The organism is Micromonospora phytophila (assembly GCF_023656545.1).
GTDB lineage: Bacteria > Actinomycetota > Actinomycetes > Mycobacteriales > Micromonosporaceae > Micromonospora > Micromonospora phytophila.
In genome coordinates, this window is record NZ_JAMOKF010000107.1 from 1 (window position 1) to 15209 (window position 15209).

Annotated in this window: 11 protein-coding genes and 1 pseudogene; 6 read left to right on the forward strand and 6 right to left on the reverse strand. The window is 73.7% G+C overall.

What is annotated here, in order from left to right; translation table 11 throughout:
- The 3 genes and pseudogenes from NCC78_RS15165 to NCC78_RS15175 all read left to right on the forward strand — a co-directional run.
- The coding region (locus NCC78_RS15165) for an ATP-binding protein (protein WP_504920177.1) at window positions 1-1430 on the forward strand (1430 nt) is incomplete at its 5' end.
- Between the two features lie 359 nt (window positions 1431-1789).
- Window positions 1790-2233 (forward strand): annotated as a pseudogene (locus tag NCC78_RS15170) (hypothetical protein); the annotation flags it as partial.
- 283 nt (window positions 2234-2516) lie between these two features.
- Window positions 2517-4025, forward strand: coding sequence for a serine/threonine-protein kinase (locus tag NCC78_RS15175; protein WP_250795176.1), 1509 nt, complete (start codon window positions 2517-2519; stop codon window positions 4023-4025).
- Here the strand turns inward: NCC78_RS15175 and NCC78_RS15180 are convergent.
- Window positions 4002-4349 carry a hypothetical protein gene (locus NCC78_RS15180; RefSeq protein ID WP_250795177.1) on the reverse strand — a complete coding sequence of 116 codons (348 nt, stop codon included), beginning with the start codon at window positions 4347-4349 and terminating at the stop codon, window positions 4002-4004. The two genes, NCC78_RS15175 and NCC78_RS15180, sit on opposite strands and share 24 nt — an antisense overlap.
- Before the next feature lie 387 nt (window positions 4350-4736).
- Here NCC78_RS15180 and NCC78_RS15185 point away from each other — a divergent pair, with 387 nt between their 5' ends.
- The 3 genes from NCC78_RS15185 (at window position 4737) to NCC78_RS15195 (ending at window position 8685) form a co-directional block, all read left to right on the forward strand.
- Complete coding sequence (locus NCC78_RS15185) at window positions 4737-6542, forward strand: alpha/beta hydrolase (protein ID WP_250795178.1); 1806 nt, start codon at window positions 4737-4739, stop codon at window positions 6540-6542.
- A 119-nt stretch (window positions 6543-6661) separates the two neighbouring features.
- Window positions 6662-7603, forward strand: coding sequence for a transporter substrate-binding domain-containing protein (locus NCC78_RS15190; RefSeq protein WP_250795179.1), 942 nt, complete (start codon window positions 6662-6664; stop codon window positions 7601-7603).
- Entirely contained in the window at window positions 7600-8685 is a 1086-nt protein-coding gene (locus tag NCC78_RS15195) for a hypothetical protein (protein WP_250795180.1), read from the forward strand. The genes NCC78_RS15190 and NCC78_RS15195 overlap by 4 nt, the downstream gene beginning before the upstream one ends.
- A gap of 37 nt (window positions 8686-8722) precedes the next feature.
- On the opposite strand, the gene NCC78_RS15200 is transcribed toward NCC78_RS15195, so the two are convergent.
- From NCC78_RS15200 to NCC78_RS15220, 5 genes are all read right to left on the reverse strand, one after another.
- Window positions 8723-9886: an acyl-CoA dehydrogenase family protein gene (locus tag NCC78_RS15200; RefSeq protein WP_250795181.1), complete on the reverse strand. Its 1164-nt coding sequence runs from the start codon at window positions 9884-9886 to the stop codon at window positions 8723-8725.
- A 17-nt stretch (window positions 9887-9903) separates the two neighbouring features.
- The gene (locus tag NCC78_RS15205; protein ID WP_250795182.1) at window positions 9904-11943 is read right to left on the reverse strand and encodes an ATP-binding protein; all 2040 of its coding nucleotides are present in this window, start codon (window positions 11941-11943) and stop codon (window positions 9904-9906) included.
- A gap of 70 nt (window positions 11944-12013) precedes the next feature.
- Window positions 12014-13615, reverse strand: a complete 1602-nt coding sequence (locus NCC78_RS15210) for an acyl-CoA carboxylase subunit beta (protein ID WP_250795183.1) — start codon at window positions 13613-13615, stop codon at window positions 12014-12016.
- Window positions 13612-14808: an acyl-CoA dehydrogenase family protein gene (locus tag NCC78_RS15215; RefSeq protein ID WP_250795184.1), complete on the reverse strand. Its 1197-nt coding sequence runs from the start codon at window positions 14806-14808 to the stop codon at window positions 13612-13614. Before NCC78_RS15215 ends, NCC78_RS15210 begins: the two co-directional genes overlap by 4 nt.
- Window positions 14805-15209 (reverse strand): AtuA-related protein (locus NCC78_RS15220; protein ID WP_443677202.1); only part of this gene is annotated, 405 nt, incomplete at its 5' end. The genes NCC78_RS15220 and NCC78_RS15215, both read right to left, overlap by 4 nt.

Below are 15209 nucleotides of genomic sequence, written 5' to 3' on the forward strand. Positions count from 1 at the left end.
TGGCCGCCGGTGAGCCCGCCCTCGCCATCGAGTACGCCGAACGCGCCGCCGAACTGGCCCGCGGCGCGGTGCCCGCGGCGGACCGGGTGGTGCACGCCCGGGCGCTGCTCCAGGTCGGCCGGCCCGCCGACGCGCTCGCCTTCGCCGAGAAGATCGCCGCGAACGCCGGCGACGAGGCGGCCACCCGGACCAGCGCGCTGCTGCTCGCCGGCCAAGCCCACCAGACCATGGGTGACCAGGCGCGAGCGGTGGCCTGCTGGCAGGAGGCGTTGCAGGTCGCCACCGCCGGCAACCTGCCGACGCTGCGCGCCTCGGCGATGCGCCGCCTCGGCATGGCCGACTTCGTCGCCGGCCGGCTGGGGCAGGCGAGCAGCCGGCTCGCCGCCTCGTACCAGGTGAGCCTCCAGGTGCAGGACCGCCGGGGGCAGGCCTGGTCGTTGCAGAACCTGGCCTGGGTCACCACCACCCGGGGCGACTTCGCCGGCACCGACGCGGTGCTCGGACGGGCCGCCAGGCTCTTCGCCGAACTGAAGGACCCGTACGGGCGGGCCTGGCTGCGCGGCACCACCGCGTTCGCCCGGCTGCTCGCCGGTCGGCTGCGCGAGGCGTGCCGGATGGCGCGGGTCTTCCTGCCGTTCGGTGAGCGGGTCGGCGAGGCGTGGGCGGTGGGCACGCTGCGCGCGGTCGAGGCGTACGCCACCGCCGAGCTGGGTGAACTGGCCGAGGCGGACCGGGAGGCCCGGCGGGCGTACCGGGAATTCGCCGCCGCCTCCGACGACTGGGGGCGCGGCTTCGCGCTGGTCGTCCGGGCCGTGGTGGCCCGTGGGCTGGGCGAGCCGGAGCACGCCGCCGACCTGCTCACCGACGCGCTGTCGTACGCCGGGCGGACCTCCCACCCGCTGCTCACCGGGATGGCCGGCACGCTGCGCGGGTTCGTCGCGCTGGACATGGGCGACTGCGAGACCGCCGAGCGGGAGGCCCGCGCGGTGCTGACCGCCGTCGAGCCGCACAACCCGCAGGCGCCCGCGCAGGTGGCGCCCCGGGTGCTGCTCGCCACCGCCCGGCTGGCCGCCGGCGACTCCGCCACCGCGGTCGGCCTGCTCGCCCCGGTGGCCACCGCCGCCGCCACCGCGCCCTCGCTGCTCTTCTCCCGCCGCCAGACCATGGCCCGGTACGCCTCGGCGCTGCTCGCCCACGGCCAGCGTGAGCAGGCGCTGGACTGGGCCCACCGGGCGGTCACCGCCCCGGCGGAGGACGTCCGCAGCCAGGTGATCGCGGCGAGCGTCCTCGCCGAGGCGCTGGCCGCCTGCGGCCGGCCCGTGGAGGCGCTGACCAGCGCCGAGGAGGCGGTGCGCCTGGCGTACGCCACCGAGCAGCGCAGCGAACGTGCCGCCGCCGACGCCCTCCGCGCCCGCCTCGCCTCCGCCTGACCACCCCTCCGCCTGACCACCCCTCCGCCGCGCCCCGCCCAGCAGCGCCTTTGAGAGATCTTGGTGAGAAAGGGCCCCTATGGGGGCCGAAATCTTCCAAGATCCGCTCGCCGCGATGGCCGCGCTCGCCGCGATGGCCGCGCTCGCCGCGATGGCCGCGCTCGCCGGGTGCGCCGATCGGGCGGGTGCGGCGGGCCCGCCCGCCAGGTGGTGGTGGCGTGCCTGGGCGCGGGGGGAGGTCGGGGCGGGTGGGGTGGGGAGATCTGGCGGTTTCGGGGATGTGGGCGTCGGGGGTGGCCGCTAGCGTGTCAGGTCCGAGGGGCGGTCCACAGTGACCGTGCCGGGTGGGAGAGGTCCTGATGAAGCTGCCGCGTTCCGGCGCCGGGTGGACGATCGCGGTCTTCGGCGTGCTGGCGCTGGTCATGGGCGCGGTCGGGCTGCTCTGGCCCGAGGCGTTGCTGCGCCTGCTCGGCTTCGAGGTGCCGGCCCGGCGGGCGGCCGGCGACCACACCGGCACCTTCCTGATGGCCTCGTCGATGGCCTCGTTCAACATGGGGGTCTACTACCTGCTCGCCACCGCGACCGAGTGGCGTTCGTTCTACCGGTTCACGGTCTTCTTCCGGTTGGTCACCTTCACCGTCTTCAGCATCGCGGTGCTGGCCGACATCGCGCCGGGCCGGTTCTTCGGGGTGGCCGCCTGGGAGGGCGTCGGCGCGTTGGCGACCGCCGCCGGGCTCTGGTGGGACGCGCGCCGGTCGGTCGCGCCGACCGCGGGAGCCGCCGCCACCGGTAGCCCGTCAGCCGTCGTGGCGGAACAGGTTGCACCGGAACCGGCGGCGCAGCCAGCCCCTGCCCACGAGCGGTCGAGCGCCGGGGCTGCCGTGGCCGGCGGAGGATCGGCTGCCGGGGCTGCCGTGGCCGGCGAGGGGCCGGCCGCCGGGGCGGCCGCGACCGAGGGATCGGCCGCCGGAGCTGCGGTTACCGGGTCCGGATCGACCGTCGTACCGGGGTCCGGGGCGGCCGGGGCCGCGCCCGCGACCGATGCGGTTCACTGAGCCACCGGTCCGGTTGGGTATTTTCAAAGCTGTGACCGAGACCCCGCCCGGCGCCCTGCCGTTGCCCATCGTGCCCGGTCTGACTGATCTGCGGGTCTTTGCCCGGGGCGGCTACGCCACGATCTACAAGGCGACCCAGATCTCGGTGGGGCGTGAGGTCGCGGTCAAGGTGGAGAACCGCACGCTGGACAGCGAGCGGGACCAGGCGCGCTTCCTGCGCGAGGCGCGGGCCGCCGGCCGGATGTCGTCCCACCCGCACGTGGTCGACCTCTTCGACGTGGGGGTCACGGTCGACCAGCACCCCTACCTGATCATGGAACTCTGCGACGGGTCGTACGCCGAACGGATGCGGACCTCGCCGCTCGGTCCCGCCGAGACCCGCGACCTCGGCGTCAAGATCGCCGACGCGATCGCCCACTCGCACGCGGCCGGCGTCCTGCACCGGGACGTCAAGCCCGCCAACATCCTCTACTCGCACTTCAATCCGGCGGTGCTGGCCGACTTCGGGCTGGCCGTGCTGGCCGAGATGCGCGACGCCTCGGTCGCCCTGGAGGTGCTCACGCCGGCGTACGCGCCGCCGGAGATGTTCAGCCACAGCCCGCCGTCGCCCGCCGTGGACGTCTACGCCCTCTGCGCCACCCTCTACGCGGTGATGCACGGCCGGCCGCCCCGCTGGCAGTCCGAGCGGAACCCGAGCCTGGTCACCGTGCTGGAGATGTTCCACCAGCCGATCCCCGGCCTGCCCGGGGTGCCGGAGGAACTCGTCGACGTGCTCCGCGTCGGGATGGCCAACGACCCGGGGGAGCGTCCCTCCGCCGCCGAACTGGGCAGCCTGCTGGCCGGCCTTCCGTTGGACCCGGCCACCGGCTCGACGGCCGGCGGTGCACCGGTGTCGGGCGTGCCGTTCAGCGGCGGTCCCACCTCCGGCCCGTACGCCTCCGGCCGTTCCGCCCGCCCCGCGCCGCGATCGCCGGTCGAGGATCCCCACCCGACGGTGCCCACCTCCGGTCGTCGCTGGCGGCGACGCTGGTTCCTCGGCGGTGCCGGGATGCTGGCCCTGGCCGCCTCCGCCAGCGCCGGCGCCTGGCTGGCCGGTGGGGCGCCCGTCCCGACCCCGTCCCCGACGCCCGGGGTGGCGGCGAACAGGGCGGTGCTGCCCGCCTGCGCCGGGACCTCGCGGCTGCCCGCTGGCGCCGGGTGCGCCGGCGAGCTGGAGTGCTTCGGGCCGATGGAGGTGCGCGGCGCGCGGGCCAGGGCGGCCCGGGTGTCCTGCGACGGTGAGCACACCTGGGAGAGCTACGCCGAGGGGACGCTCCCCGGCACCCTGGTCGGTGCCGGCTACGACGAGGTCAGCGCGGATCCGGTGGTGCGGCAGGTCTGCAACGAGACCACCTTCCGGCTGACCAGCGGGATGACCGACGCGGACGGGTGGAACCTGGAGGTGCTGCCGCCGACCTCGGCGGAGACGGACCGGACGTACCGGTGCCTGGCCGGGCGCGGGCTCGACGCGCTCGCCTCACCCACCCTCACCGGTAGCTGATCGGCCGCGTCCGCCGTGGCGCTCCCGCATGGCGCGGACCGCCTCCCGGTTGTCCAGCGTCTCCAGCGTGTCCGCGTCGATGCCGTGCAGCCCGCCCGACGGATGCCCGGACGGCGCGACGGCGACGGCCGACCTCCTGTCGTCGTGCTCCCGGGCGGCCGCCACCGACACACCCGCGATCATCGTGAACAGGACGCAGAGCAGCGCCAGGACCACCCCGAGGAGGTCCTGACGGCGCCACACGATCAGCGTCACCAGCAGCGAGACCGCCGCCAGTGCCGCGACGACCGCGGCCGTCCGCGCGTCGGGCCTGGGTAACCTCACCCGTCCAGCATGTCCAAGCCCGGCCGGCTGTCAACCGTGCCGCCGCGGCACGTCGAGCAGGGACGCGGCTTCGCGTCGCCTGGGCGGTCGGTCCACACGGGATCGCCGCGCCCGGCGTCCCCACCGTCGCGTGCGGACATCTCGGGTCTTCGTCCTCGCTCGACCACCCGATCCCGCCGACGTCGCTGCCGGCGAGGGGACGTGACGCGGTAGGTGGGACACTGGAGGTGCGCTAAAGCGTCGACCATGAAGAATTCGTTACATCACTGCGCGTTTCGTCGGAGATATGACGATTTTGCGGGCGACATTCATTGCCCACGATCTCTAGAGTGACGGGGGTCGAGCCTCACTCTCGACCTGTCCCGTCCTCCACCGGAAGGCGTCCACATGCCACGACGAACCCGGTCCCTGGCCGCAGCAGGAATCGCCGGCGTCATCCTCGCCGGGTCGGCGGTCGCACCCGCCGCCGCCGCACCGTCCCTGACCGGTTGGGGCCGCCCGGCCACCTCCGACCGGACCAGCCCCACAGAGGCACGCCGGGTCGACCGCGTGCCGACGCCGAAGCTGGACTGGTACGCCTGCTACGAGTACGCCGAGTGCGCCACCGTCCAACTGCCGCTGGACTACGACCAGCCGAAGGGCGCGACCACCGAGGTGACCGTGCTCCGGGTCAAGGCCCGTGACCAGCAGGCCAAGGTCGGTAGCCTGTTCCTCAACCCGGGTGGCCCCGGTGGCGCCGGCACCGACATCGCGCTCGCCGCGCCGTACTTCCTCGGTGACGAGGTGCTCGACCGCTTCGACATCATCGGCGTGGACCCGCGCGGCGTCGGCGCGAGCCAGCAGGTCAGGTGTTTCCCGTCGGTGAAGGAGCAGACCCGGGCGTACGCGGGGCTGAACGTCGCGTTCCCGTGGCCGAAGGACGAGGAGAAAGCGTACGTCGCCTCCTCGAAGGCGGTCGGCAAGGGCTGCTCCACCACGGGCAGGCCGCTGACCGGCGCGATGTCGACCGCCGAGGTCGCCCGCGACATGGACGTGCTGCGCCGCGCGGTCGGCGACAAGAAGCTCAGCTTCCTGGGCTTCAGCTACGGCAGCGCGCTCGGCCAGTACTACGCCAACATGTTCCCCGACCGGGTCCGGGCCCTGGTGATCGACGGCGTGCTCAACCCGGACGCCTGGGTGGGCCAGGGCCGGGCGCGCAGCCTGTCGCAGGAGGACCGGCTGCGCAGCGCCCAGGGCGCGTACAAGGCGCTGCGGGAGATCCTGACGCGCTGCGACTCGGCCGGGGAGCAGGCCTGCCCGTTGGCCGCCGGCGACCCGGTCGCCTCGTTCGACCTGGTGGCGAAGCGGTTGCAGGCCGAGCCGGTGGTCGTCGAGGACCCGGACTTCGGCACGTTCACCGTCACCTACGCCGACTTCGTCGGCTCCACCCTGGGCGCGCTCTACAGCCCCTTCGGCTACCAGCAGGTGGTCGGCCTCACCGCCGAGCTGCTGGTGCTCACCGACCCGGCTGCCGGCACCGCCGCCCGCGAGCAGGCGCGCGCCGGCGTGAACCGGCTGGCCGCCAAGGCCCGCGAGCAGGCCCGCCGGTACGACTTCCCGTACAACAACGGGCTGGAGACGTTCCTCGGCGTCGACTGCACCGACGCGTACCACCCGAAGGACGCCGGCTCCTTCCCGGCGCTGGGGGTGAAGGCCGACCAGCGGGACCCGTACTTCGGGCGGCTCTGGACCTGGGGCACCGCGCCCTGCGCCCGCAACACCTGGACGGTGCGGGACGAGGACGCCTACACCGGGCCGTTCAACCGGCGGACCAGCGCGCCGGTGCTGATGGTCGGCAACTACTGGGACCCGGCGACCAACTACCAGGGGGCGGTGACCTCGGCCAGGCTGCTGCCGAACAGCCGCCTGCTGAGCAGCGACAGCTGGGGCCACACGGCGTACGGGACCTCGGCCTGCGTGACCGGCGCGATCGACGCGTACCTGGTCCGGGGGGCGCTGCCGGCGAAGGGCACGGTCTGCGTGGGCGACATCCAGCCGTTCGTCGCCCTGCCCGACGAGCCGGCGCGGAGCAAGCGGGCGGCGGAGTCGAAGAGTGACCTGGCCGCCGAGGGCGCCCCGGCCCGGGGTGAGCCCAAGCGGCTCCCGCCGGTGGTCGGGCCGCTGCCGGCGGTCGGCACGCTGACCGTCCGCTGACGGACCCGGGGTACGGCGGACGATCGGGCGTCCGCCGTACCCCGGCCCGGCTCCGCGGCCGGGTGGACGGCACTACCTACTCTCGGTATACCTTCCAGGCGCAGACAGTGAGGCTGCCGATGAACGATGCCGTCGCCCGGGCCCGGGTCCGTTCGATCGCCACCACGCTGGCCGTGGCGCTGACGCTCACCCTCGCCGCGGCGGCGGGGTGTGACAGCCGGCGGGAGCCGGAGCTGCCCTCCGTGCAGGAGAAGCTGCGCGAGTCCCACATCTACGGTCAGCCGAGGCTGCGGATCGGCGTGGCCACCAACGAGCCGCTGATGGGCGAGCTGCGCAACGGCGTGCACGTCGGCTTCGACGTCGAGATCGCCCGCTACATCGCCGCCTCCCTCGGCTACCAGGGCGACGACCGGATCGAGTTCGTGCCGGTGTCCACGGAGGACCGCGTTCCGGCGCTCCAGGGCGGCGTGGTCGACCTGGTCGTCTCCAGCTTCTCGATCACCGAGGAACGTAAGAAGCTGGTCAGCTTCGCCGGGCCGTACTTCGTCACCACCCAGGAGGTGATGGTGCCGACCCGGCTGAAGGACAACATCCGCACCATCGAGGACCTCCGCGACCCGAAGTACAAGATCTGCACCAGCGGCGGCTCCACCACCGAGGCGGAGCTGGAGAAGCACCAGGTCAAAGCCCTGGTGGTGAAGGACGTCGGTGACTGCGTCGAGGGCATCCGCAAGGGGCGGTACGACGCGGTCAGCTCGGACGAGGCCATCCTCGCCGGCTTCCTGGCCCAGTACCCGACCGAGTTCCAGATCGTCGACATGCCCTTCGGCACCAGTGAGCTCCTCGGCATCGGGGTGCCGATCGGCGACCCGGCCCTGCGTGACCTGGTCGCCTTCTTCCTGCAGAAGAGCTACCAGCAGGGGCGGGACGGGCTGAGCAGCCCGTGGTTGACCGCGTACAACCGCACCCTCGGGCCCTGGTTGCGCGCGGAGAAACGGCAACCGCAACCGCTCGACGTGCCGAAGCTGGTCGACTTCGACGACAAGGCCCCGCGGCGGTGAGCGCCGCGGCGGCCACCGCGGCCGGCGGTGCGGAACCGCCGGTGGTGATCCTCCCCGACCGGGACCGGGCCGTCGCGGACCGGCCGGCACGGGAGGACGACCATGACCTCAGTGAGCGCCGGGCCCGGGCCAGCCAGTCGTTCTGGACGGCGGTGGTCGGCGTGCCGGCGGTCTTCTCGGTGCTGCGACTCGGCGTGGAGGCCGGCGGCGAGTTGCAGACCACCCTCCTGCTGGTGGCGAACGTCGGCCCGGTCAACCTGCTGGCCGGCTTCCTCACCACGGCGGCGCGGCTGCTCTCCACCGTCCTGGTCGCCGTCTTCGCCTTCGGCGCGGTGCTCGGCGTCAGCGTCGACCGGATGCCGTCGCCGGGCCTGCGCCGGCCGCTCTTCGCCCGCTGGATGGAGATCACCCCGGCCTGGTTCGTGGCGGCGAGCTTCCTGCTCGCGCTGGTCACCTGGCCGCTGCTCTACCTGCCGCTGCTGGTGCCGGCCTTCGTTGCGGCCTTCCAGCTCACCCCGGAGCGGCTGCACGAGCGGCCCGGGCCGCGGGTGCTGATCGTCGCCGCGCTGCTCGGCGTGTACGCCTGGCTGCTGCTGCCGACGCTGCGGGACGCCTGGCGGCAGGGGGAGTCGCTCGCCCTGGTGCTGCTCGTCGTGCCGCCGCTGCTCGCGCTCGCCATCGCCGGGCCGCTGCCGGGGGCGGTGGTCCGCCCGCTGGCCCCGATCACACAGATCGCGGTGCTGGCGATGCTGGTCTGGGCGGCGCTGCCGGTGATCAGCACGCCGGTGCTGCCGCTGACCGTCACCACGGTCGCGGCCGACTCGGGGGCGACCCAGGACGTCCGTGGGCACGTCGTCACCACCGACGACGTGAACATGGTGATCCTCCAGGAACGCGGCGGGGTCCGGTACGTCCCGGTGGAGCAGGTACGCGGGCAGGTGCTCTGCCCGAGCGAGGAGGAACTGCCCCGGCACCGGCTGCGCATCCGGGACTTCCACGTCGAGGATTCGCTGCTGGAGGGGCTGGGCCGGCGGGTCCGCCCGGTGCACCGCATCGACGCCGCCTGCCGGGCGGTCGGCTGAGGGCCGGCGCCACCCCGCCCGCCCTCGGCCGCCGGCCTCAGTAGGACTTGTCCTGGCCGAGGACGTGCTGGGCGACGAAGTTCAAAATCATCTCCCGGCTCACCGGGGCGATCCGGCCGGCGCGGACCGCGCCGAGCAGGGTGGCCACCCCGTACTCGGTGGTCATGCCGGCCCCGCCGAGGGCCTGGACGGCGGTGTCCACGGCCAGCGCGGCGGCCTCCCCGGCGGCGTACTTGGCCATGTTGCCGGCCACGCCGGCCTCCAGGTCGCGGCCCGCGTCGTAGAGGGTGGCAGCCTTGTGGATCATGAGGCGGGCCAGTTCCACCTGTACCGCCGCGTGCGCCAGCGGGTGGGACACCCCCTGGTGCGAGCCGATGCTCCGGCCGCCCCAGACCTTGCGGGTGGCGGTGTACTCCGAGGCCCGCTCGATGGCGTACCGGCCGGTGCCGGCGCCCATCGCGGCCACCGTGATCCGTTCCGGGTTCAGCCCGGCGAAGAGCGCCGGCAGGCCGGCGTCCAGCGACTCGCCGACCAGCGCGTCGGCGGGCAGCCGCACGTCGTCGAGGTAGAGCAGGAACTGGTTCTCCGGAGAGAGGATCTCCATGTCCAGCTTGGACCGGGTCAGCCCGGGCGCGTCGGTCGGCACCATGAACAGCGCCGGCTTCAGCTTCCCGGTCGAGGCGTCCTCGGTGCGGGCCACCACCAGCACGTAGCGCGCCTCGTCGACTCCGGAGATGTAGCACTTGCGGCCGGAGAGCAGCCAGTCGTCGCCGTCGCGGCGGGCCACCGTGCCGAGCCGGTGGAAGTTCGACCCGGCCTCCGGCTCGGTGATCGCGAAGACCACCTTCAGGGAGCCGTCGGCGAAGCCGGGCAGGAAGCGCTTGCGCTGCCCGTCGGTGCCGTGCTTCGCGATGACGGTGGCGGCGATGGCGGGGGAGACCACCAGCAGCAGCAGCGGGCAGCCGGCGGCGGCCAGTTCCTCGCAGACGATGGCCAGCTCGGTGATGCCGCCGCCCCCGCCGCCGTACTCGGTCGGAATGTTGACCCCGAGGTAGCCCAGCCGGCCGGCCTCGTCCCACAGCTCGGTGGTGTGCTCACCGGCCTTGGCCTTGGTCACGAAGTAGTCGTGGCCGTACTTGCGGCCCAGCGCGCGGACGGCGTCGCGGAGCTGGTCCTGCTCGAGGGTGAGGTCGAAGTTCATCGCGGGGCCTCCAGGGCTCACTCGGGGTTCGACGGCTCCAGGTCGCGGCGCGGCGTCAGACGCGCCGAGCTGGAGTTGTCGACAACGGCCAGCACGGCGCCCGTGTCGACCTGACCGCCGGCCGGCACGGGCAGCTCGGCCACCACACCGTCGGTCGGGGCGAGCACGGGGTGTTCCAGCTTCATCGCTTCCAGGGTCAGCAGCAGGTCGCCGGCGGCCACCCGCTGGCCGACCTCGACGTGCACGCGGGTCACCGCGCCGGGCAGCGGCGCGAGCAGCGACCCGGCGGCCAGTTCCGCGGTGGGCAGCGGGAAGCGTGGGAGCTCGGCCAGGCTCGCGGCCCCGTCCGGGCCGTCCACGAAGACCTCCGACCCCACCCGGTGTACGCGGTACGCGCGGCGCACCCCGTCGACGTCGAGCACGACCCGGTCCGGGGCGGCCGAGACCAGCTCGACCGCCGGCGCGTCGCCGGACGCGACGGTGTCCGGTCGGTCGGTGGACCAGTCGGCGAGCGCGCCGGTGCGGTCCAGCCGGTAGCGGACCTCGATCTCGCCGTCCGGGCCGGTGTAGCGGGTGACCTGTCCGAAGGCGGGCACGTTGCGCCAGCCCGACGGGAGACCGGCGAGCACCGGCGCGTCGGCCCGCCGGGCGGCGGCGGTGGCCAGCGCGGCGGCCAGGGCCACCAGAGAGACCTGGTCGGCGGGCAGCAGCGGGGCGAAGACCTCCTCGTGCCGGTCCAGGAAGCCGGTGTCGATCTCCACCGCGCCGAACTCCGGGCTGCGCAGCACCCGGACCAGCAGGTCCCGGTTCGTGGTGACGCCGTGCAGTTCGGCCCGGGCCAGCGCGCCGGCCAGCAGCCGGATCGCCTCGGCGCGGGTCTGCCCCCAGGCGATCACCTTCGCCAGCATCGAGTCGTAGTGCACCCCGACGGTCGAGCCGTCCACCACGCCGGAGTCCAGCCGCAGGCCGATCGCCCGGAGGTTGCCGAACTCCCGGGCCACCCCGGGGACCGCGAACCGGTGGACGGTGCCGGTGGCGGGACGCCAGCCCTGCGCCGGGTCCTCGGCGCAGAGCCGCACCTCGATCGCGTAGCCGCGCATCCAGTGCGGGTCGGTGGCGTTCTCCGGCAGGGGTTGGCCCTCGGCGACCATCAGTTGCAGGCGGACCAGGTCCAGCCCGGTGCAGAGTTCGGTGACCGGGTGTTCGACCTGGAGCCGGGTGTTCATCTCCAAAAAGAAGAACTCACCGGTCGGGGCGAGCAGGAATTCCACCGTGCCCGCGCCGACGTAGTCGACCGCCCGCCCGGCCGCCACCGCCGCCTCGTGCAGCCGCTGCCGCAGCTCCGCCGGGATGACCCCGGGGGCCTCCTCGATGATCTTCTGGTGCCGACGCTGGACCGAGCACTCGCGCACGCCCAGGGCGGCCACCGTGCCGTGGGTGTCGCCGAAGATCTGCACCTCCACGTGGCGGCCCCGCTCGACGTACCGCTCGATGAAGACCGTGCCGTCGCCGAACGCGGCGGCCGCCTCGCGGCGCGCGGAGGCGACGGCCTCGGCCAGTTGGGCGGCGTCCCGGACGACGCGCATGCCGCGACCGCCGCCCCCGGCGGAGGCCTTCACCAGCACCGGGAAGTCGGTGATGTCGTCGGCGTCGGTCCAGGTGGGCAGCATCGGCACGCCCGCCTCGGCGAGCAGCGCCTTGGCCTCCATCTTGTCGCCCATCGCGGCGATCGCCTTGGCCGGCGGGCCGACCCAGGTCAGGCCCGCGTCGGTCACCGCCGCCGCGAACTCGGCGTTCTCGGCCAGGAAACCGTAGCCGGGGTGGACGGCGTCCGCGCCGGTCCGGCGGGCCGCGTCGAGGATCCTCCCGATCCGCAGGTACGTCTCGGCCGGCGTGTTTCCGGGCAGGCGTACGGCCTGGTCGGCCTCGGCGACGAAGGGCGCGTCGGCGTCGGCGTCGGAGTGCACGGCCACCGTCTCGACGCCCAGCGCCCGGCAGGTGGCGAAGACCCGGCGGGCGATCTCACCCCGGTTCGCCACGAGAAGTCTGGTGATCATGATCGCTCGGCCTGCCTTTCGTTCACGACTGCGGGACGGCGCTTCGCCGCGTTCCTCGCACTCACCCGGATCACATCCGGAAGACGCCGAAGCCGTCGGCGCCCTTCACCGGTCCGTTGTGGATCGCCGACAGGCAGAGCCCGAGGACGGTGCGGGTGTCCCGGGGGTCGATCACCCCGTCGTCGTAGAGCCGGCCGGAGAGGAAGAGCGCGCCGGACTGGGACTCGATCTGCTGCTCGACCATCATCCGCATCGCGGCGTCGGAGTCCTCGTCGTAGTCCCGCCCCCGGGCGGCGGCGGCCTGCCGGGCCACGATGGAGAGCACCCCGGCGAGCTGCGCCGGGCCCATCACCGCCGACTTCGCGTTCGGCCAGGTGAACAGGAACCGCGGCTCGTACGCCCGGCCGCACATGCCGTAGTTGCCGGCCCCGTAGGACGCGCCCAGGTTGACCGTCAGGTGCGGCACGGTCGAGTTGGCGACCGCGTTGATCATCAGGGCGCCGTGCTTGATGATGCCGCGCTGCTCGTACTCGGTGCCGACCATGTAGCCGGTGGTGTTCTGGAGGAAGACCAGCGGGGTGTCGGCGGCGTTGGCGAGCTGGATGAACTGGGCCGCCTTCTGCGCCTCCTCGCTGAACAGCACGCCCCGGGCGTTGGCGAGCACGCCGACCGGGTAACCGTGCAGCTCGCCCCAGCCGGTGACCAGGGCGGTGCCGTACGCCGGCTTGAACTCGTCGAACTCGCTGCCGTCCAGCACCCGGGCCAGCACCTCACGCGGGTCGAAGGGGACCTTCAGGTCGGCGCTGGCGATGCCGAGCAGCTCCTCCGGGTCGTACTTGGGCGGCTGGGGGACCGGGTTGCGCGGCGGCGGGCCCTGCTTGCGCCAGTTGAGGCGCCGTACGCACTGCCGGGCCAGCCGGATGCCGTCCCGCTCGTCGGACGCCAGGAAGTCGGCCAGCCCCGACTTCGACGCGTGCATGGCCGCGCCGCCGAGGGACTCGTCGTCGGTGACCTCGCCGGTGGCCATCTTCACCAGCGGCGGACCGGCCAGGTAGACCTGCGACCGGTCCCGGATCATGATCACGTGGTCGGACATCCCCGGCACGTACGCGCCGCCGGCCGTGGCGTTGCCGAAGACCACGCTGACCGTGGGGATCTTCGCCGCGGAGAGCCGGGTCAGGTCGCGGAACACCCGCCCACCGGGGATGAAGATCTCCGCCTGGCTGGGCAGGTCCGCGCCGGCCGACTCGACCAGGTTGACCATCGGCAGCCGGTTGGCCAGGGCGATCTCCCCGGCCCGTCGGGTCTTCGCCAGCGACCACGGGTTCACCGCGCCGCCGCGTACCGTCGGGTCGTTGGCGACGATCAGGCACTCGACGCCCTCGACCACGCCGATGCCGGTCACCACGCTCGCCCCCACCGGGAAGTCGGTGCCGTACGCGGCAACCGGCGACAGCTCCAGAAACGGGCTGTCCGCATCGACCAGCAGCTCGATCCGCTCCCGGGGGAGCAGCTTGCCGCGCTGGTGGTGCCGGTCGGAGTACTTCGGGCCGCCGCCGGCGCGGGCCTTCTCGAGCGCGGCGTCCAGCTCGGCGAGGCGTTCCAGCAGGGCCTCCCGGTTGGCCCGGTGGGAGGGAGAGGACACCTCGATCGCGCTGTCCAGTGTGGTCACAGCCCCATGCCCTTCGCGATGATCTCGTTCATGATCTCGGTGGTGCCGCCGCCGATGCCGAGGATCCGGGCGTCCCGGTAGTGCCGTTCCACCTCGGCGTCGCGCAGGTAGCCGAAGCCGCCGTGCAGCTGGAGCGCCTGGTCGACCACGTGGTCGCAGGCCGCCACCGCGACGTTCTTCGCCATCGCCACCTCGGTCACCACCGGCTCGCCGGCGGCGACCCGGGTTGCCACCTGGTGCACGTACGCGCGGGCCGCCTCGGCGCGGGTGTGCATCTCGGCCAGCCGGTGCCGGATCAGCTGTCGGGAGGCCAACGGGCGGCCGAACGTGGACCGGTCCCGGCACCAGCGGGTGGTCAGCTCCACGCAGCGCTGCGCGGTCGCGTACGCCTGCGTGGCCAGCGAGAGCCGCTCCGCGGCGAAGTTCTGCATGATCGCCAGGAAGCCGGTGTTCTCCTGGCCGATCCGGTTGGCCACCGGCACCCGTACGTCGACGAAGGAGAGCTCGGCGGTGTCCGAGCAGTGCCAGCCCAGCTTCTCCAGCCGGCGTCCCACCGTGAAGCCGGGCGTGCCCTTGTCGATCACCAGCAGGCTGAGCTCGCCGCTGCCGGGGAAGTCGGTGCAGACCGCCGTGGTCACGAAGTCGGCCCGGAACCCGCTGGTGATGTAGGTCTTCGAGCCGTTCACCACGTAGTGGTCGCCGTCGCGGCGGGCGGTGGTGCGGATCGCGGCGACGTCCGAGCCGCCGTCCGGCTCGGTGATCGCCAGCGCGCCGATCATCGTCCCGGCCAGGGTGGGGCGGACGTACCGGTCGACCAGATCGTCGTGGCCGGGGGACTGGCTGCCGCCGAGCGGGCTGCCGAGGGCGCGCCCGGTCCGGCCGCCGGCGGTGGCGACCATGTGCGGCAGCGCGATGCCGTGCGTGAACAGCGCCGCGACCAGTCCGGACGAGCCGCCGGAGCGGATGATCTCCTCGGTGACGAGGATCGAGTCGAGCAGGTCGCCGCCGCTGCCGCCGACCGACTCGGGGAAGCCGATGCCGAGCAGGCCGAGTTTCGCGGCGGTGGCGTGCAGCTCGCGGGGGACCTCGCCGGCCCGCTCCCAGCCGTCGAGGTGGGGCAGCACCTCCCGGGTGACGAAGGCGCGGGTCAGCTCGCGCAGCTGCCGCCGCTCCGGCGTGTCGACGATGGTCATGACGCCGTCCCCTCCGAGCCTGCGTGCCCGGCCGGCGACGCCCGGCCCGGGTCGAGATCCGCCGGCAGGTCGACGACGCGGGAGCGGAGCAGCTCGCCGAGCGCCTTGGCCTGCGGATCGAAGCGGGTGGACGCGGCCACCCCCTGCCCGAGCAGCCCCCGGATGACGAAGTTGACCGCCCGCAGGTTCGGCAGCTCGTACCGCTCGACGGTCAGCGAAGCGGTCTCCGGCAGCAGCTCCGCCAGCCGTCGCGTGGTGAGGAAGCCGCGCAGCCAGTCGTACGCCCGGTCGGTGCGGGCCCAGACGCCGAGGTTCGCGTCGCCGCCCTTGTCGCCGGAGCGGGCCCCGACCAGTTCGCCGAGCGGCCCGCGTCGGGTGGGGCGGCCGGCGGCGCCCGGGTC